This is a genomic window from Amycolatopsis acididurans (assembly GCF_012328925.1).
Taxonomy (GTDB): Bacteria; Actinomycetota; Actinomycetes; order Mycobacteriales; family Pseudonocardiaceae; genus Amycolatopsis_E; species Amycolatopsis_E acididurans.
In genome coordinates this window covers 40,926-57,645 of the sequence record NZ_JAAXLS010000043.1, presented here as the reverse complement: position 1 = coordinate 57,645, position 16,720 = coordinate 40,926, and the positions used below count along the sequence as shown (strand labels likewise).

General features: G+C 71.0%; 21 protein-coding genes. 6 read left to right on the top strand and 15 right to left on the bottom strand.

Going from position 1 to position 16,720, the window contains the following annotated elements:
* The 4 genes from tatB to sigE all read right to left on the bottom strand — a co-directional run.
* A partial coding sequence (gene tatB, locus HFP15_RS33965; protein ID WP_168521165.1) for a Sec-independent protein translocase protein TatB occupies positions 1–358 on the bottom strand: 358 nt, incomplete at its 3' end.
* A gap of 44 nt (positions 359–402) precedes the next feature.
* Positions 403–1,926, bottom strand: a complete 1,524-nt coding sequence (locus tag HFP15_RS33960; RefSeq protein ID WP_168521163.1) for a S1C family serine protease — start codon at positions 1,924–1,926, stop codon at positions 403–405.
* Positions 1,927–2,010: 84 nt separating this feature from the next.
* A complete protein-coding gene (locus HFP15_RS33955) occupies positions 2,011–2,685 on the bottom strand; it encodes an anti-sigma factor family protein (protein WP_168521161.1) in 675 nt (224 codons plus the stop codon).
* Positions 2,682–3,299 (bottom strand): RNA polymerase sigma factor SigE, encoded by a 618-nt coding sequence (gene sigE / locus HFP15_RS33950; protein ID WP_168521159.1) that lies wholly within the window; start codon positions 3,297–3,299, stop codon positions 2,682–2,684. Before sigE ends, HFP15_RS33955 begins: the two co-directional genes overlap by 4 nt.
* 176 nt (positions 3,300–3,475) lie before the next feature.
* Between sigE and HFP15_RS33945 the strand changes: the two genes are divergently transcribed.
* Both HFP15_RS33945 and HFP15_RS33940 read left to right on the top strand, forming a co-directional pair.
* Entirely contained in the window at positions 3,476–4,102 is a 627-nt protein-coding gene (locus HFP15_RS33945; protein WP_168521157.1) for an O-methyltransferase, read from the top strand.
* 9 nt (positions 4,103–4,111) lie between these two features.
* Positions 4,112–4,876 (top strand): helix-turn-helix transcriptional regulator, encoded by a 765-nt coding sequence (locus HFP15_RS33940; RefSeq protein ID WP_168521155.1) that lies wholly within the window; start codon positions 4,112–4,114, stop codon positions 4,874–4,876.
* Here HFP15_RS33940 and HFP15_RS33935 read toward each other — a convergent pair.
* Entirely contained in the window at positions 4,833–6,038 is a 1,206-nt protein-coding gene (locus HFP15_RS33935; protein WP_312871884.1) for an MFS transporter, read from the bottom strand. The genes HFP15_RS33940 and HFP15_RS33935 overlap by 44 nt on opposite strands.
* A 63-nt stretch (positions 6,039–6,101) precedes the next feature.
* Between HFP15_RS33935 and HFP15_RS33930 the strand changes: the two genes are divergently transcribed.
* The gene (locus HFP15_RS33930; protein ID WP_168521153.1) at positions 6,102–7,022 is read left to right on the top strand and encodes a LysR family transcriptional regulator; all 921 of its coding nucleotides are present in this window, start codon (positions 6,102–6,104) and stop codon (positions 7,020–7,022) included.
* On the opposite strand, the gene HFP15_RS33925 is transcribed toward HFP15_RS33930, so the two are convergent.
* Both HFP15_RS33925 and HFP15_RS33920 read right to left on the bottom strand, forming a co-directional pair.
* Complete coding sequence (locus tag HFP15_RS33925; RefSeq protein WP_168521151.1) at positions 7,013–8,446, bottom strand: leucyl aminopeptidase family protein; 1,434 nt, start codon at positions 8,444–8,446, stop codon at positions 7,013–7,015. The genes HFP15_RS33930 and HFP15_RS33925 overlap by 10 nt on opposite strands.
* Positions 8,447–8,524: 78 nt before the next feature.
* On the bottom strand, positions 8,525–8,692 hold the full coding sequence (locus HFP15_RS33920) for a DUF3117 domain-containing protein (RefSeq protein WP_081617745.1): 168 nt from the start codon (positions 8,690–8,692) through the stop codon (positions 8,525–8,527).
* Positions 8,693–8,867: 175 nt separating this feature from the next.
* On the opposite strand from HFP15_RS33920, the gene HFP15_RS33915 reads away from it, so the two are divergent.
* Complete coding sequence (locus HFP15_RS33915; protein ID WP_168521150.1) at positions 8,868–9,662, top strand: enoyl-CoA hydratase-related protein; 795 nt, start codon at positions 8,868–8,870, stop codon at positions 9,660–9,662.
* Between the two features lie 17 nt (positions 9,663–9,679).
* On the opposite strand, the gene HFP15_RS33910 is transcribed toward HFP15_RS33915, so the two are convergent.
* Entirely contained in the window at positions 9,680–10,291 is a 612-nt protein-coding gene (locus HFP15_RS33910; RefSeq protein WP_168521148.1) for a response regulator transcription factor, read from the bottom strand.
* Positions 10,292–10,313: 22 nt separating this feature from the next.
* On the opposite strand from HFP15_RS33910, the gene HFP15_RS33905 reads away from it, so the two are divergent.
* A complete protein-coding gene (locus tag HFP15_RS33905) occupies positions 10,314–11,294 on the top strand; it encodes a sensor histidine kinase (protein ID WP_168521146.1) in 981 nt (326 codons plus the stop codon).
* Here the strand turns inward: HFP15_RS33905 and HFP15_RS33900 are convergent.
* The 4 genes from HFP15_RS33900 to HFP15_RS33885 all read right to left on the bottom strand — a co-directional run bounded on the left by HFP15_RS33900 (position 11,233) and on the right by HFP15_RS33885 (position 13,385).
* Positions 11,233–11,979 (bottom strand): polysaccharide deacetylase family protein, encoded by a 747-nt coding sequence (locus HFP15_RS33900; RefSeq protein ID WP_210718217.1) that lies wholly within the window; start codon positions 11,977–11,979, stop codon positions 11,233–11,235. The genes HFP15_RS33905 and HFP15_RS33900 overlap by 62 nt on opposite strands.
* An 88-nt stretch (positions 11,980–12,067) precedes the next feature.
* A complete protein-coding gene (locus tag HFP15_RS33895) occupies positions 12,068–12,634 on the bottom strand; it encodes a DNA-3-methyladenine glycosylase I (RefSeq protein WP_210718216.1) in 567 nt (188 codons plus the stop codon).
* On the bottom strand, positions 12,634–13,086 hold the full coding sequence (locus tag HFP15_RS33890) for an SRPBCC family protein (RefSeq protein WP_168521142.1): 453 nt from the start codon (positions 13,084–13,086) through the stop codon (positions 12,634–12,636). Before HFP15_RS33890 ends, HFP15_RS33895 begins: the two co-directional genes overlap by 1 nt.
* Positions 13,083–13,385, bottom strand: coding sequence for a DivIVA domain-containing protein (locus HFP15_RS33885; RefSeq protein ID WP_168521140.1), 303 nt, complete (start codon positions 13,383–13,385; stop codon positions 13,083–13,085). Before HFP15_RS33885 ends, HFP15_RS33890 begins: the two co-directional genes overlap by 4 nt.
* Positions 13,386–13,483: 98 nt before the next feature.
* Between HFP15_RS33885 and HFP15_RS33880 the strand changes: the two genes are divergently transcribed.
* A complete protein-coding gene (locus tag HFP15_RS33880) occupies positions 13,484–14,155 on the top strand; it encodes a lysophospholipid acyltransferase family protein (protein ID WP_168521138.1) in 672 nt (223 codons plus the stop codon).
* Positions 14,156–14,246: 91 nt separating this feature from the next.
* On the opposite strand, the gene HFP15_RS33875 is transcribed toward HFP15_RS33880, so the two are convergent.
* From HFP15_RS33875 to dapE, 3 genes are all read right to left on the bottom strand, one after another.
* A complete protein-coding gene (locus tag HFP15_RS33875; protein WP_168521136.1) occupies positions 14,247–14,813 on the bottom strand; it encodes an LOG family protein in 567 nt (188 codons plus the stop codon).
* Positions 14,814–15,593, bottom strand: a complete 780-nt coding sequence (locus tag HFP15_RS33870; RefSeq protein ID WP_168521179.1) for an LOG family protein — start codon at positions 15,591–15,593, stop codon at positions 14,814–14,816.
* Positions 15,594–15,656: 63 nt separating this feature from the next.
* Complete coding sequence (dapE, locus tag HFP15_RS33865; RefSeq protein WP_168521134.1) at positions 15,657–16,715, bottom strand: succinyl-diaminopimelate desuccinylase; 1,059 nt, start codon at positions 16,713–16,715, stop codon at positions 15,657–15,659.
* Positions 16,716–16,720 lie beyond the last annotated feature (5 nt).

The following is a 16,720-nucleotide window of genomic DNA, read 5'->3' as shown; positions in this document are numbered from 1 at the left end:
GTTTCAGGGGGTCTGGTTTGGCGGCTGGGGCGGGGTAGCCGTTGGGCTTGGTGCTGCCGCCGCTTGTGCCGTTCAGGCCCAGCGGATCCGGGTCGCCGTCGAAGAGGTGGTTCGTGATCGCGCGGCGCGGGTCGAAGTTTCGCAGCTGCCGCAGATCTTCCAGGGGCTTGCGGAACTCCTCGAACTCCGGGCCCATCTCCTCACGCAGCTGGTCGCGCGCGCCGGTCGCGAAATCACGCACCTTGCGCACGTTCTGGGCCAGCCACGACGCCGCCTCCGGCAGCCTCTCCGGGCCGAGGATGAACAGACCGGCGACGATCAGGACCAGGATCTCGCCCCAGCCGACACTTTCGAACACCAGTCAACCTCCGCCTTCTCGCGAACCAGACCAGACTACCCCGGCTAATCGGAACCCAGGGTTACGTCAAGGACAAGGGGCCGCCCCTGCCTGACGAGCTGAACCGGTACCACTTCGCCGATGTTGTGCGCGCGCACCGCGACCGTCAGCTCCGCCGCGTTGCGCACCGTCCGGTCACCGACCTTGGTGATCACGTCGCCCTCGGCGATACCCGCCCGCGCCGCCGGACCGTTGTCGGCGACGTTGAGCACCTGCGCTCCCTCCGACGTCTCCGCCGCGACCGACGCCGCGTTGATGCCGATGTCGGCGTGCTTGACCTGACCGTTGCTGATCAGCTCCCGGGCGATCTTGATCGCGTCGTCGACCGGGATCGCGAAGCCGATGCCGATGCTGCCGCCGCCCTGCCCCGAGTCACCGCTGTCGGTGCGGATCGAGGAGTTGATCCCGACCAGCGCCCCGGTCGAGTCCACCAGCGCACCACCGGAGTTGCCCCGGTTGATCGGGGCGTCGGTCTGGATCGCGTCGTAGGTGACCGGCGGCTGACCGTTCTCGCCCTGCGCGGTGACCGGCCGGTGCAGCGCGCTGACGATGCCCGACGTCACGGTGTTCTGCAGCCCCAGCGGCGAACCGATGGCGATCACCGAATCGCCGGGCTGGAGATTCGCGGACTTGCCCACCTGCAACACCGTCGGGTTCGACACCCCCACCTTGATCACGGCGAGGTCGGTCTTGGGATCGGTACCGACGACCTGGGCCTGCGCCCGCGTGCCGTCGGTGAACACGGCGGTGATCTTGGCCTGCGGATCCGAGGTGGCCATCGAGATGACGTGGTTGTTCGTGATCGCGTAGCCCTTCGGGTCGATCACCACGCCGGACCCGACGCTGCCGGACTCGCCGGACACGACCTCGATCGAGACCACCGCCGGTGCCACCCGGTGCGCGATCTCGGCGATCGAACCGGGCGCGCGCTCCTTGCCCGCCTGGGCTTCGGAGATCGTCGCGCTGCCGGTCAGCGAACTGCCCGCGCGCGCGATGCCCCAGCCGACGAGCCCGCCGACCGCACCGATCAGCAGGCACACCACGCCCAGCAAGGCCAGCGCGGTGGGCTTCACACGCCGCCCGAACAGCATCTCCGGCAACGACAGCAACGGCCCGCGCGGACGCTCGTCGTCGTCCTCGGCGTCGTCGTCCGCGTCCAGTGCCGGCCCCCCGAGCACGGCGGGCGCACCGGGATCGCGCCACGGATCGGAGGATGTGGTCCACATCGGGGACTCGGGAGCGGCCCCCTTGGGCCGGCCGGAATCGTCGCCCGGCCGCTGCAACAGCACGTCCTCCGCGCCCTGCGGCCTGCCGAACGCCTCGGCCAGCGACTCCGGCGCCGGCGGCTTGGTGATCACCTGTTCGCCGTTGCGGGACCCGGGCGCGTAGAGCTTGTCGAAGGCGCCCTCGACCCCACGCGGCCTGCCGAACGTGGCGGCCTGCGCGGGATCCACCGGAGGACGGTCCAAGGGCCGCGGCGCGAGGCGCGGCTCCCGCGAGTTCTCCTCGGGCGTGTTCGGCTGACTCATGGTCCCCCGGCGTAGACGGACTGTGCTGATCGCTCGGCGCGACGATACGCCACCGATTGTTCCGTCCCGGCAGTGAAGCCGACGTCAGCGGCTCCGGCCAGGGGCAGCGGGTGAGGTCGTGGTGGTGGTCGTGGTGGTGGTCGTGGTCGGCGCCGCGGGCTGCTGCTGGCTGCCGAACTGCGCGCGCAGCACGCCAGGCGTGCCCCCGCCCGGCTGCTGGTTGACCTGCGCGGTGCCGCCGCCTCCGCTGGAGGTCGCGACGATCGCGAGCGCGCTGAGCACAAGGCCCGAGACGACCACACCGGCGCCCTGGGCGGCACGGCGGCGTACGGACCGGTGCGAGTTGAGTACCGCGGACCCGTTGCCCAGCGGGGTGCTCGAACCGAGCGGACTGGACGAGCCCAGCGACGTGGGCATCTCACGAAGCCCGGCGACCCGGTCGGGCCGCTGGATGGCGACGAGCTGACCGTCGCTGGTCACCGCGAGGTTGTCCGGCGTGGTGGGAAGATCGGTGTGCTGCGGGATCGCGCGCAGGCTCGCCAGGAAACCGGCCGACATGCTCGGCGCGTTCGCACGCTTGACCGCCGCACGGGCCTGACGCTGGGCCGAGACCTCGGCAGTGCAGTTCGGGCACCGGGCGATGTGCGAAGCGGCCCGATCCCGCGCACCCAGCGACAGCTCGCCGTCGACGAAGGCGACGACTGCGTCTGGCATGAGGTGCGATTCGGAGAAGGGACCCCAGCCTCGCGGATCGGTCATGCGGAAGCCTCCACGGATTCCTGTTTCACCGCGCGCCGCCGTTCGAGCGACGCACGCAGCGCCTGCCGGCCACGGTGGATCCGGCTGCGCACGGTTCCGAGCTTAACCCCGAGCGTGGCGCCGATTTCCTCGTAGGAGAGGCCTTCGACGTCACACAGCACGACGGCCGCGCGGAACTCCGGGGGCAGCTCGTCGAGCGCGTCCTGCAGGTCCGGGTCGAGGTGCGTCTCGCTGTACACCTGCTCCGGGCTGGGGTCGTCGCCGACGATGCGGTCGGTGTCCTCCGGCAGGCCTTCCATCCGCACGCGGGAACGGCGGCGGGCCATGTCCAGGAACAGGTTGGTGGTGATGCGGTGCAGCCAGCCCTCGAAGGTGCCTGGCTTGTACGAGGCCAGCGAACGGAACACCCGGATGAAGGTCTCCTGGGTGAGGTCCTCGGCGTCGTGCGTGTTACCGGTGAGCCGGTACGCCAGCCGGTAGACCCGGTCGGCGTGCTCCCGCACGACCTCGTCCCACGACGGCGGCGTCCATTCGGCGTCGTCGACCGTCACCGGACGACCCTCGGCCTGCTCCTTCATCGGGCTCTTCTGCATCGGCTGGGAAGGCACCTCCATCAGGCTGGTCTCCCTACTGCTTGGTCCAACGTGGTTGATCCACGCTGTGTTCCCATCCTCAAGACGTAGCTTCGCCGCTCTCCTTATGTGTGTAGTGAGATCGCACTGAGAACCACCTGAGAGAAGTGTGCACGTCTTGCGCCGCTTTGGCGACGACCAGCAGTAATCTCTCCGGCGTGACCTCGGAGACCTACGTCGGCGGCCACCTGGACGGCTACCTGCCGGACGACGACACGCTGCTTGCCGCCCGCGGCCGCGCCGGCGAGCTGGGCTGTGCCGCGCTCGCCCCCTCTGCCGGGTCCGCGTTGTGTTTCCTGGCCACCAGCCTGTGCGCGCGTGCGGTCGTCGAGATCGGCACCGGCACCGGGGTCAGCGGTCTGTACCTGTTGCGCGGAATGGCCGCCGACGGCGTGCTGACCTCCATCGACATCGAGCCCGAGTACCACCGCACCGCCCGCAAGACGTTCCTCGAGGCCGGCTACCCGCAGGGCCGCACCCGGTTGATCATGGGCCGCGCGCTGGACGTGCTGCCCCGGCTGACGACCGGCGGCTACGACCTGGTGTTCGTGGACGCCGCTCTCGTCGAGTACCCGGGCTACCATTCCCTTGGTGTCGACCTGCTGCGGCCGGGTGGCGTGATCGCCTTCCACGGCGTGCTGGCACCGCGCTCCGAGGCCACCCGGCGCGATCCGGGTGCGCTCGCCGCGCGTGAGCTGGCTCGCGCGGTGCGGGAGGACGAGCGCCTCGTTCCCTCGGTACTGCCCGTGGGGCACGGACTGCTGGTCGCCGCCGTTCGCTCGTAGCGAGGTGCCATGCGCGAAGCCGTCGTCGAAGCCGCCCGGTTCCTGGCCCGCCGCTGCGGCGAACGGATCACGCTGCGCGATGTCGCGGACCACGTCGGTTACAGCCCCTACCACCTGGCACGCTCCTTCGAACGCCAGCTCGGCCAGCCGCCGGGGCAGTTCCTGGGCGCGCACCGGTTCCAGCTCGCCAAACGCCTGCTGCTGACCACCGACGAGCGGGTCATCGACGTGTGCGACGCCGTCGGGTTCACCTCGATCGGCACGTTCACCGCCCGGTTCACCGCCGCCGTCGGCCGCAGTCCGGTGGAGTTCCGGCGGCTGCCGGACGTGCTGGCGGACTTCCCGCCGCGACCGGTCATCGTGCCGGGCCGGGCGCGTGGCGGCGGCATGGTGACCGGGTCGGTGCGGTTGAGCCCGGCCGCGCTGGCGTTGCTCGGCGAGGCCGCCGCGATCTACGTCGGGCTGTTCCCACGCCGCAGCGCCCGCGGCTACCCGGTGAGCGGTTCGCTGCTCGGCGAGAGCGGCGACTACCTGCTCACCGACGTGCCGCCGGGCGCCTACTGGGTGCTGGCGACGGCACTGCCCGCCCGTGACGGAACCGAGGCGCAGCTGCTGCCCGCCCGCAGCGTCGCGGGCGCGGCGCGCGAACCGGTCCGGGTGAGTCCCGGCAGCCCCCTGCACCACCGGGACGTGGAGCTGGACATCGCACCGGACTGGTCCGCGCCCGTGCTCATCGCGCTGCCGCCGCTCGCCTCGGCCGGGCGACCACGCTGACCACGGCCATCGCGAGCACCAGCCACGCCACGGTCGCGGCGGAGAGCCAGCTCCAGCCCGCGTGCGCGTAGATCACGCTGCCCGCGGTGCCGCCGATGCTGCTGCCGAGGTAGTAGGTCAGCGTGTAGGTGCCGGAGGCCTGGCCGCGTGCGTCGGCGGGTGCCTCGGCGGCGGTCCAGCCGTTGGCGACCGCGTGCGCCGCGAAGAAACCGCCCGTCAGCACGAGGAAGCCCACGATCACCACGGGCAGCGAGTCCGGCAGCGTCAGCAGCACGCCGATCGCCGTGACCAGCAGGGCGCCGACCGCCGCGCGAAGCCGCCCGAACCGGCCGACGAGCCTGCCCACGGTCGCCGAGGAGACCGAGCCCATCGCGTAGGAGAGGAAGACCAGCGAGGCGATCGCGGGCGAGAGGTCGAGCGGGTGACCGGTCAGCCGGAATCCGGCCGCGTTGTACATCGCCACGAACGCGCCCATCGCGAGCAGGGCGACCGCGTACTGCGCCAGCAGCACCGGTTTGGCGAGCGCCGAGCCCACCCCCGTGAGCGCCTTCTTCAGCGGGTTCCGCGCGGGCTCGCGGGGCGGCGCCGGAGGCAGGGCGAAGACGGTGATCATCGAGAAGATCAGGCCCACGACGGCGACGACGGTGAGCGCCCCGTGATAGCCGAGCGCGTCGGCGCTGAAGCCCGCGGAGAGCCTGCCCAGCATCCCGCCGACCGAGTTGCCCGCGATCATCGCGCCGACCGCGGCGGCCACGCCCGTCTTGCCGAGCTGTTCCACCAGGTAGGCGGCCGCGACGCCGGGGAAGCCCGCGATCGCGATGCCCTGCAGCGCGCGCAGCACCAGCAGTACCGAGTAGGTGGGTGCGACGGGAAGCAGCAATCCGAGCGCCGCGCTCGCGATCACCGAGGTCATGATGACCGGCCGCCGCCCGACGATCTCCGACAACGCCGCGATCGGCAGCACCGCGATCGCGAGCGCTCCCGTCGCGACGCTGACCGCGAGCGACGCACCGCCGGGATCGAGGTGGTACTGGGCCGCGAGCTGCGGCAGGACGGGTTGCGGCGCGTAGAGCAACGCGAACGAGGAAATTCCGGCGGCGGCGACGGCGACCTTGACGCGCCTGGTGTCGGTTCGGACGGGAACTAGCAGGTCAGCGGTCACGACATCGACGCTAAGCCGAGCTAACCAATACGTCTAATACAGCCATATGGGAGCATTCATACCGTGGTGGATGAATCGCGCGAGGAGGCCGTCGACCAGCGGCTCGCCACCGAACTGGCGCCGAATCTGGCCCTGCTGGCCACACTTCGTGAAACCGGCAACATCACCCGGGCGGCCCAGGCGCTGGGTGTGCCGCAACCGACGGTCTCACGCCGGCTGGCCGCGCTCGCCGAGCAGTTGGGCGCGCCGCTGACCATGCCCGCCGGCCGCGGAATCCGGCTGACCAGGGCGGGCACCATGCTCGCCGAATCCGCGGCCCGGGCGCTCGCGGTCGTCGAGTCGGGCGCGCGGCAGGCACGGGAGGAGATCGAACCCGCCAGCGGGCACGTCGTGCTCGGGTTCCAGCACCTGCTCGGCAGGCAGTTGGTGCCCCGGCTGGTGCGCGAGTTCCGGGCGCGGCAGCCGGGAGTCCGGTTCACCCTGGTGCAGGGTTCGCGCCAGCACGTCGTGGACCGGCTCGCCGAAGGCGCGGCCGATCTCGCGCTGGTGGCGCCCATGCCCGCGGATCATCCCGAGCTGTCCGGACGGGCGCTGATCGCGGAGGAGCTGCTGCTGTGCGTCCCGGAAGGGCATCGGCTCGGACAGCGGCGGCGCGTCCGGTTCACCGAACTGGCCGACGAGGACTTCGTGATGCTCGAACACGGCTACGGCATGCGGCAGATCACCGACGACCTGTGCGCCGAAGCGGACTTCGAACCGCGGGTGGCGTTCGAAGGGCAGGAGTCGGACACCGTGCGCGGGCTCGTCGCCGCCGGGCTCGGGGTGGCGTTGCTACCGAAGTTCGGCCCGTCGCGGCCCGCGAACGTGGTGGAGATTCCGTTGTCGCCCAAGGTGACCCGGACGATCGGGCTGGTGTGGCCCGCCGCGGAGCGGTTCACGCCCGCGGTGCGCGCCTTCCGCGACCACGTGCTGGCTCAGGCGTAGGACGCCGCCAGCTCCACCAGCGTCCGTGCCGCGAACCCGGTCGCACCGGGCACCACGTCCGCGTACGCCGATTCGGCCCGCGCCGGACCGGCGATGTCCATGTGCGCCCACGGCACGTCGTCGACGAACTCGCGCAGGAACAGCGCCGCCGTGATGCCGCCGGGACCACCGGGGGCCTGCCGCACGTCGGCCAGTTCACCGTGGACCGCCTCGACGTGCTCCGCCAGCAGCGGCATCCGCCACCACGCCTCGCCTGCCCGCTCCCCCGCCGCCAGCACGCGCTTGGCCAGCTCGTCCTCGCTCGCGAACAGGCCGCCGATGCGGGTGCCGAGCGCGACCTTCATCGCACCGGTCAGCGTCGCCACGTCCACGACCGCGTCGGGACGGAAGCGCCGGATGCCGTAGACGAGCGCGTCGGCCAGGACCATGCGGCCCTCGGCGTCGGTGTTGCCGACCTCCGTGGTGATGCCGCCGTAGTGCCGCACGACGTCACCGGGCCGGTAGGAGCTGCCCGACACGTGGTTCTCCGCCGCCGGCACGAGCGCGGTGACCCGCACGTCCAGCCGCAGCGCCGCGATCGCGCGCAGCGCCGCGATGACCGCGCCACCGCCTGCCATGTCGGTGCGCATCAGGTGCATTCCGGCGGCGGGCTTGATCGACAGGCCGCCGGTGTCGAACGTGATGCCCTTGCCGACCAGCAGCAGGTGTTTCGTGGCCCCGCGTGGCCGGTAGGTCAGCTCGATCAGCCGCGGCGGGCTGGCCGAACCACCGCCCACGGCGAGCACCCCACCGAAGCCCTGTTCGGCGAGCCACTTCTCGTCGTATGCCGTGGCCCGCACCCCGGCGAGGCCCTCGGTGACGCGCAGCGCGGTGTCGGCGAGCCACTCCGGGTTCTTGATGTTCGAGGGCGTGTTGGCCAGATCGCGCGCCAGCGTGGCGGCCTCGGCGAGCTCGCGCACCCGGCGGAGCATCTCGTCGTAGGCGGGTACCGCGCGCTCGTGCGGGGTCAGCAGCCGCAACGTCCGCAGCGAACCGCGTTCGCCCTCCGCGCTGACCTTGTACCGGTAGCCGCCCAGCCAGGCGCCCATCGCCAGCTCGCCGACCTGTTCGCCGTTCACGTCGGGCCCCAGTTCGACCTGGACCGCCTTGACGGGCTTGTCCGCGTCCGCGCCGACCGCGCGCACGAGCGCCGCGCCCGCGGCACGCCAGTCCTTCGCGGCTCCGGCGCCGACGCCGACCAGCCAGCGCACCCCGCCGTCGGACACCTCGCGGACCTCACCGGTCTTGCCCGGATGGCGCAGCCCACCCACCTCGGCACCGTCGGAGTTCACCAGCACCGCTGTCGGCGCACCGCGCCGGCCGGTGTCGGCGACCTCGATATCGATCAAACGGCTGGGCAAGGACGGCAGAGGGAACCGCGCCATCGAGCAACATCTCCAGTGGGGACGGCGAAGGATCGGCCGAGCGTCCTCAGCCGATGTGGACAGGCCATACGGAAAACGTCAGCTGGTCGCCTCCTGCAATGCGACTCCCAGATCCTTGGCCTCCTCGGCCGACAGCTCGACGACGAGTCGCCCGCCACCCTCGAGCGGAACGCGCATCACGAGGCCCCGCCCCTCCTTCGTCACTTCGAGGGGACCATCTCCGGTCCGGGGCTTCATGGCCGCCATAGCGTGCTCCCTCCGTATCAACCGGCGCGCCCGGGTCGCGCTTGCTCAAGCCAACCGGGTGTCATGCGCCATTCTCCCTCATCAACATGGGCACGCGAACGCGGACCGATCTTTTCGTGTTTGCATAGGTGCTGGTATGCGGCTCGCAAGCCACCCATATACCAGGAGGAGACCAGTGAGCACCGAGGACGTCCTGCTGACCGCCGACGCCGACGGCGTACGGACGCTGACCATGAACCGCCCGAAGGCCTACAACTCGCTCACCACCGAGTTGAAGGAACGCCTGCTCACAGCGCTGCGCGATGCCGCGGAGACCGCTGACGTGCGGGCCGTCGTGCTGACCGGTGCCGGGAAGGCGTTCTGCGCGGGCCAGGACCTCAAGGAGCACGTCGGGCTCCTGCAGGCGGGCGACACCGCGCCGCTGCGCACCGTCGCCGAGCACTACAACCCGATCGTGCGCACCATCGTCGACATGCCCAAGCCGGTCGTCGCGGCGGTCAACGGCCCCGCGGCCGGTGCGGGCGCGGCCTTCGCCTACGCGTGCGATCTGCGGCTGGCCGCGGCGTCGTCGAACTTCCTGATGGCCTTCGCCAACGTCGGCCTCGGCCCCGACTCGGGCGCGGCGTGGACGCTGCAGCGGCTCGTCGGCTACGGGCGCGCGGCCGAGCTGATGCTGCTGGCCCGCACCGTCGACGCGCAGGAGGCGCTGCGGCTCGGCCTGGTCAGCGAGGTCGTGGTGGACGACGAACTGGCCGTCCGCGCGCACGCGATCGCGGCGAAACTCGCGGCGGGCCCGACCGTCGCCTACGCCAAGATCAAGGAGGTGCTCGGCGTCGGCGCGCGGGCGACGCTGGAGGACACGCTGGCGGCCGAGGAAGCCGCGCAGGCCGCACTCGGCGCGACCGCCGATCACCGCGAGGCGGTGGAGGCCTTCGTCGCCAAGCGCAAACCCGAGTTCCGGGGCAAGTGATGCCGGCAGGGACTCCCTCACCCGGTTGAGGGAGTCCCTGCCGAGCGGGTGGCGAGCAGCGCGGCCTGGGTCCTGCTCGTCACGCCGAGCTTCGCCAGCACGTTGCCGACGTGCACCTTCACGGTCCGCTCCGCCAGCCGCAGCTCGGCGGCGATGTCGCGGTTCGTCATGCCCTGGCCCAGCAGCGCCAGCACGTCCTGTTCGCGCGGGGTGAGGGTCGCGGCGGCCGACGCGGAGAGCACCGCCGCGGCCGCCGGGGTCATCGCGGTGATCCCGGCGGCCGCCGCGCGGACGGCCGCGACCAGCTCGTCTCCCGTCGAGTCCTTCAGCACGAAACCGGCCGCGCCCTCGGCCAGCGCCCGCCTGATCTCGCGCGGCCTGCCGATCGTGGTCAGCATCAGCACCTTCGGTTCGGGCCCGCGCCGCCGGATCCGCCGCAGCACCTCGATCCCGTCCAGACCCGGCAAGTAGAGATCGAGCAACACGACGTCGGCGACGGCGTCCGCGGCGAGCAGGTCCTCCCCGCTCGCGTACTGCGCGACCACGTCGATGTCGTCGCGCGCGCCGAGCACGAGTGCGAGCCCTTCGCGGACGAGCGCGTGATCGTCGCCGACGAGCACCCTGATCATGGCGGCACTCTACTGTCGGCACATGCGTCAACGTCTTGCCACGGCGGCGATCGTGACCGCGATCCTGATCGCGTCCGGTTCCTGGTCCCCGCAGCAGGGCCCGGCCGGCGCACTGCTCACGGCGGCGCAGGTTCTGCCGCTGCTGACGCGACGGCACCCCGGCCGGGCGCTCGTCGTGATCACGGGTGCCACGGTCGCGCATTTCGCGATCGAACCACGCAACCTGGTGTACGTCCCGATGCTCGTCGCGCTGTACGCCGTGCCCGGGATCTGGCTGGCCGCGCCGGCGACCGCCGCGCTCGCAATCGCCGTGTTCCCGGCGAAAGGACCGCTCGACGGCTCGCTGCTCGCGGTCGCCGTCTGCGTGATGGCCTGGTTGATGGGCGCCGAACGGCGGCGGCAGCTCGCCGATCGCACCGAACGCGCCGCGCGCAGCCTGCACGACACGCTGGCCCAGACCACGGCGGTGATGCTCGTGCAGGCCGAAACCCTGCGCGCGGTCGGCAACCTGTCCGACGCCGACCGTGAACGCCTCGACACCCTGGTGTCGGCGGGCCGCGGCGCGCTGACCCTCGTCCGCCGGACCCTGCGCGACCTCGAAGCCGGGGATGCGCCCCCGGACCTGGCCGCCGTCCTCGCCCAGCTGCGGACGGCGGGACTGGTGCTCGACGGCGATCCGGATCTGAGCGCACTCGGCGGGCGGGCGCGACCGGCCGCCGAGCGCGTGGTGGCCGAGGTCGCCACGAACGCCCTGCGTCACAACGGCCCCGGCGTCCGGCTGCGCTTCTCGGTCGAGGCCGGGCCCGCCGTCGTGGAGATCACCGCACGCAACGCCACCACGGCGACCGGCCGTACCGGCTTCGGTTTGACGAGTCTCGAGCAGGACGTGCGGGCATTGGGCGGCAGCCTGACCGCGGGGGCGCACGACGGCGAGTGGGTGGTCACCGCGCGCCTTCCGCGATCAGCTGTGACACGGTCAGGAACCGGTAGCCGCGCTGCGTGAGCTGGTCGATGATCGGGCCGAGCGCGTCGCGGGTCGCCTGCCGTCCCGCGTACATCGCGTGCAGCACCACGATCGAACCGGGACGCACGCGCCCGACCGTGTAGCTCACCGTCGCGGCCGCGCTGCGGTCCACGTCGGGGTCGGAATTCGGCTCGACGTCCCACATGATCGTCTTGCGCCCGTGATCGGCGAGGTAGTGCGGCAGCGCGAGCAGCTTCTTGCCGTTGGGCGGGCGGAACAGGATCTCACCGGCATAGCCGGTCACCCTGATCAGCTCGTCGGTCGATTCGACTTCGCGCGCGACCCGGCCCGTCGTCACCAGCACCATCCGTTCGTGCGAGTAGGTGTGGTTGCCGATCTCGTGCCCCGCTCGCGCGATCCGGCGGCCGAGACCGGGATTGGCGGCGAGGTCACGGCCGACGAGAAAGAACGTCGCGGGCACGTGCTCGGCGGCCAGCACGTCGAGCACGGCCTGGGTGCCCGCGGGATCGGGGCCGTCGTCGAAGGTCAGCGCGACGACCTTCTCCGTGGTCTCGACGCGGTCGACGAGTTCGCCGAAGAACTGGAACGTGCGCGAGTTGGCGACGCGGTAGAGGACGAACGCGCAGGTCAGGACCAGTACGAGCGAAACGATCACAGCGATCGCCCACCGGCGGGCACCGCGAGTCGCGAGTAGTCGGGGCATGCGGCGAACCCTGCCGTTCCCGGCCGCGGACCAGAAGCCGAGAAGGTACTAGCACCATCGGGCGATGGTCACCGCCCACGCTGGTGCGTCAAACGGCGCGGAAACAGCCCTCGATGTGATCGTCGACCATGCCGGTGGCCTGCATCATCGCGTAGCACGTGGTGGGCCCGACGAAGGCGAACCCGCGCTTCTTCAGCTCACGCGCCATCGCCTTCGACTCGGGCGTGATCGCGGGGACGTCGGACAGGGCCGCCGGGCGGGGACGCCCGCCGGACGGCTCGAACGACCACAGCAGCTCGTCCAAAGGCCGGTCCAGCTCCGCGATCGCCCGCGCGTTGGTGATCGCGGCCAGGATCTTCGCCCGGTTCCGCACGATGGAGGCGTCCGCCATCAGCCGTGCCACGTCGTCGTCGGTGAACTCGGCGACCTTCTCCGCCTCGAACCCGGCGAACGCCTTGCGGAAGCCCTCGCGCTTGCGCAGGATCGTCAGCCACGACAAACCGGACTGGAACGCCTCCAGCGACAGCCGTTCGTACAGCGCGTTCTGTCCGCGCAGCGGCACGCCCCATTCGGTGTCGTGGTAGACGGCGTAGTCGGGTGCGGAGTTGCCCCACGGGCAGCGGGCGACGCCGTCGGTGCCGAGCAGTTCGCTCATCACGCTCCCATCGAGTAGTTCTCGGCGAACTGGGCGAACCGGCGCAGCGACTGCCGCAGCCCCAGCGCGAAGGCCGGTTTGACGGCGGGCCAGCCCAGCTTGCCGACCGCGCCGAAGGGCAGGTCGAGGCTTTCCGACCAGACGAACGTGGATTCCTGCGGGCCCTTGGCGTGCACGTGGAACGCACCGCTGCCGCGCACCAGCTTGCCCAGATGACGCACCGTGCAGCGCACCGGCGGCTCCCACGCGGTGATCTCCATCGTGTCCGTGAAACCGACACCGCGCAGGCCGGTGAACGCCGCGATCCGCGAGCCGACGCTGCGGCCGTCGCCGGAGACCACGTGCACCTCGGTGCCGATCATCCATTCGTGCTGGCGGGGCCAGTCGGTGAGCGCGAGCCACGTCGTGCCCGCCGGCGCGCGCACGTCGACCGAGAAGACCAGATCCGTCATCGAGACTTCTCTCGTTCCGCTTCCAGCTCCGTGAGTCGTGCACGCAACGTGTCGATCTCGTCGCCGAGACGGCGCACCACCCAGTCCACTTCGGACATCTTGTAACCACGCAGCACCAATTGGAACTTCACCGACTGCACATCCTCGCCGGTGATGTCGCGCACGGGCAGTCTGGTCGGTGAACTGCCCGGCGGCAACGGCGCCAGTTCCTCACCGCGACCGAACACGACGGCGGCGAGCAGGAACACCACCGCCGCCACGAGCAGCATGACTACGAGGTAGATCAGCGCGGTCGTCACCTGCTCCAATCTAGTGTGACGTGCTCGTCCGGATGGAGCAGGTCCGGCACCGGGGGTGGCGTTTCGTGCCAGACTGGGAGCGACAGTCTGGAGGAGTCTTGTTACACCTGCTGATCCGGCTGGTGCTGGCACCGCTGGCGCGCCTGGTCTACCGGCCGGAAGTTCACGGAGCGGACAACGTGCCCCTGACCGGGCCGGTGATCATCGCGGCGAACCACCGTGCCGCGGTGGACACCTTCGTGATCCCGATCGTCACGCCGCGCCCGGTCTCCTTCCTCGGGAAGGCCGAATACTTCACCGGCAGATCACCCAAGGCCCGGCTGATCGCGGGATTCCTGCGGGCACTGCACTACGTGCCGGTCGAACGGGGCAACGCGATGGCCGGAATGGCCGCGCTCGAGGCGGCGCGCAAGGTGCTGGAGCAGGGCGGCGCGTTCGGCATCTACCCCGAGGGCACCCGCTCGCTCGACGGGCGCCTGCACCGAGGGCACACCGGCGTCGGCGCGCTCGCGCTCGCCACCCGGGCGAAGGTGGTGCCGGTCGCGCTGTCCGGTACCGAGAAGATGCTGCCGATCGGCAAGAAGCTGCCCAGGCCGGCGAAGGTGACGGTGCGCTTCGGCGAGCCGCTGGACTTCACCCGCTACGAGGGCATGGAGACCTCGCCCGCGATCCGCCGCGCCGTGACGGACGAGATCATGTACGCGATCCTGGAACTCTCCGGCGCCGAGTACGTCGACCGCTACCACAAACGCCCCGGCGAAGCGGCTTAGAGATTACGAAGACTCGGCTTGCGTAGCGGTGCGGGTGGCGGTGCCAGCCGCCGCCCGCACAGCAAGCGGCTCCGCCGCTTATTACCGCAACTCAAACCCACTTCGGGGCGGTCGGCGGCTCGTAGGCGGCGAACGCGTCGAGCAGGGCCGACGGGTCCTCGTCGACGAACAGCAGGTCGCGGTGCTCCTGCTTGAGGAAGCCTTCGGTGACCATGTGGTCCACGAACTCGTGCAGCGGCCGGTAGTAGCCGGCGACGTCGACCAGGCCCAGCGGTTTGCGGTGCAGGCCCAGCTGCGCCCAGGTCCAGATCTCGGCCAGTTCCTCCAGCGTGCCCGCGCCGCCGGGCAGCGCGAGGAAGCCGTCGGACAGCTCGGCCATCTTGGCCTTGCGTTCGTGCATGTCGGCGGTCACGTGCAGCTCGGTGAGGTTCGCGTGCGCGATCTCCACCCGCTTGAGGTGCTGCGGGATCACGCCGATGACCTCACCGCCCCCGGCGAGCGCGCCGTCCGCGACGGCGCCCATCAGCCCGACGCTCGCGCCGCCGTACACCAATCCGATCCCGCGCCCGGCGAGCAGCTTGCCCAGCGCGGTCGCACGTTCGGCGTACACCGGGTCCTTGCCGGTCGACGATCCACAGAAAACACAGATCCGGCGCATCTAGTGCGTGTCCTCCCATGCCTTGTACGACTCCTGCACCATGTGCACGGCGTCGTCGACGTCGTCGGTCACGTGCAGCAGGGCGAGGTCCTTTTCGCCGATCTTGCCCTCGGCGAACACCGAACTCTTGACCCAGTCGTACAGCCCGCCCCAATAGGACCGTCCGAAAAGGACGACGGGGAACTTCGTGACCTTCTTGGTCTGGACCAGAGTCAGTGCCTCGAACAACTCGTCCAGTGTGCCGAAGCCGCCTGGCAGGCAGATGAACGCCTGCGCGTACTTGATGAACATCGTCTTGCGGGTGAAGAAATACCGGAAGTTCACCCCGAGATCGACCCACGGGTTGAGGCCCTGCTCGAAGGGAAGCTCGATGCCGAGCCCCACCGACAGCCCGCCCGCTTCCGACGCGCCGCGGTTGACCGCCTCCATCGAACCGGGCCCGCCGCCGGTGATCACCGCGAAGCCGGCCTCGGCCAGGCCCGCCCCGATGCGGCGGCCGAGTTCGTACTCGGGATGGTCGCGTGGCGTGCGCGCGGAGCCGAAGACGGTGACCGCGCGGGGCACCTCGGCCAGCGCCCCGAACCCTTCGACGAACTCGGCCTGAATGCGCAGCACGCGCCACGGATCGGTGTGCACCCAGTCGCTGGGCCCGCGCGAATCCAGCAGGCGCTGGTCGGTGGTGCTGTCCTCGACCCGCCTGCCCCGCCGCAGCACGACGGGCCCCCGGTGCTTCTCGCGCGGGTGCTCCGGGTACTCGGCGGCTTCGTCGGTTTCGTCCATCGTCACCTCACCGAGGTTACCGACAGCGCGAACAGGTTTCTCGCCGCGTCGCCGAGGCTGTCCTCAGGCGAGAAACTCCCGCAGGATCCCCGCCACCTGCCGGATCTCCGCGGTCTTGACATGTTCCTCGCGGGTGTGCGCCAGCGTCGGGTCCCCGGGGCCGAAGTTCACCGCCGGCATGCCCAGCGCGGCGAAGCGCGCCACGTCCGTCCAGCCGAGTTTCGCCGCGGCCTTGCCGCCGGCGGCGCGCACCAGTTCCGCCGCGGCCGGCTCGGACAGGCCGGGCAGCGCTCCGGGCGAAGAGTCCACAACGGACAGTTCGAAACCGTCGAATACCTCGCGCACATGCTTTTCCGCCTGCTCCGGCGTGCGGTCCGGGGCGAAGCGGAAGTTCACGGTCAGCACCGCCTCGTCGGGCACGACGTTGCCGGCGACACCGCCCGAGACCCGCACCGCCTGCAGGCCTTCGCGATAGGTCAGCCCGTCGATGTCCACATCGCGCGGTTCGTACTCGGCCAGCCGCCGCATCGGCTCGGCCAGCGCGTGGATCGCGTTGACGCCCATCCAGGCCCGCGCGGTGTGCGCGCGGCGGCCCGCGAACCGCAACTCGACCCGCATCGTGCCCTGGCAGCCTGCCTCGATCACCGCGTTCGACGGCTCGCCGACGATCGCCAGGTCCGCGCGCAGCCATTCCGGCCGCTCGCGCTCGATCCGGCCGAGCCCGTTGCGCACGGCCTCGACCTCCTCGCAGTCGTAGAAGACGAACGTGATGTCGTGCCGCGGCTCGGGCAGCGTGGCGGCCAGGTGCAGGAACACCGCGTCGCCGCCCTTCATGTCCACTGTGCCCAGTCCGTGCAGTACGCCGTCCTCGCGGCGAACCGGCAGGTTCTGGTTGACCGGCACCGTGTCGAGGTGCCCGGCGAGGATCACCCGCGACGGCCGTCCGAGGTTGGTGCGCGCCAGCACGGCGTCCCCGTCGCGCACGACCTCGAGATGCCCGAGCCCCGCCAGCGCCGCCTGCACCGCGTCGGCGATCGCCGCCTCTTCGCCCGATACGCTCTGGATGTCCACGAGCGCGCAGGTCAGGTCCACGGGATCGGCTGCCAGGTCAAGGTGCTCCATACCTG

Coding starts and splice junctions, on each gene's coding strand:
- HFP15_RS33895 (WP_210718216.1), bottom strand. CDS start 12,634: ATGAGCGAACTGCTCGGCACCGACGGCGTCGCCCGCTGCCCGTGGGGC.
- HFP15_RS33875 (WP_168521136.1), bottom strand. CDS start 14,813: ATGCGCCGGATCTGTGTTTTCTGTGGATCGTCGACCGGCAAGGACCCG.
- HFP15_RS33940 (WP_168521155.1), top strand. CDS start 4,112: ATGCGCGAAGCCGTCGTCGAAGCCGCCCGGTTCCTGGCCCGCCGCTGC.
- HFP15_RS33900 (WP_210718217.1), bottom strand. CDS start 11,979: ATGCCCCGACTACTCGCGACTCGCGGTGCCCGCCGGTGGGCGATCGCT.
- HFP15_RS33925 (WP_168521151.1), bottom strand. CDS start 8,446: ATGGCGCGGTTCCCTCTGCCGTCCTTGCCCAGCCGTTTGATCGATATC.
- HFP15_RS33920 (WP_081617745.1), bottom strand. CDS start 8,692: ATGGCGGCCATGAAGCCCCGGACCGGAGATGGTCCCCTCGAAGTGACG.
- sigE (WP_168521159.1), bottom strand. CDS start 3,299: ATGGAGGTGCCTTCCCAGCCGATGCAGAAGAGCCCGATGAAGGAGCAG.
- HFP15_RS33870 (WP_168521179.1), bottom strand. CDS start 15,593: ATGGACGAAACCGACGAAGCCGCCGAGTACCCGGAGCACCCGCGCGAG.
- dapE (WP_168521134.1), bottom strand. CDS start 16,715: ATGGAGCACCTTGACCTGGCAGCCGATCCCGTGGACCTGACCTGCGCG.
- HFP15_RS33910 (WP_168521148.1), bottom strand. CDS start 10,291: ATGATCAGGGTGCTCGTCGGCGACGATCACGCGCTCGTCCGCGAAGGG.
- HFP15_RS33960 (WP_168521163.1), bottom strand. CDS start 1,926: ATGAGTCAGCCGAACACGCCCGAGGAGAACTCGCGGGAGCCGCGCCTC.
- HFP15_RS33890 (WP_168521142.1), bottom strand. CDS start 13,086: ATGACGGATCTGGTCTTCTCGGTCGACGTGCGCGCGCCGGCGGGCACG.
- HFP15_RS33955 (WP_168521161.1), bottom strand. CDS start 2,685: ATGACCGATCCGCGAGGCTGGGGTCCCTTCTCCGAATCGCACCTCATG.
- HFP15_RS33905 (WP_168521146.1), top strand. CDS start 10,314: ATGCGTCAACGTCTTGCCACGGCGGCGATCGTGACCGCGATCCTGATC.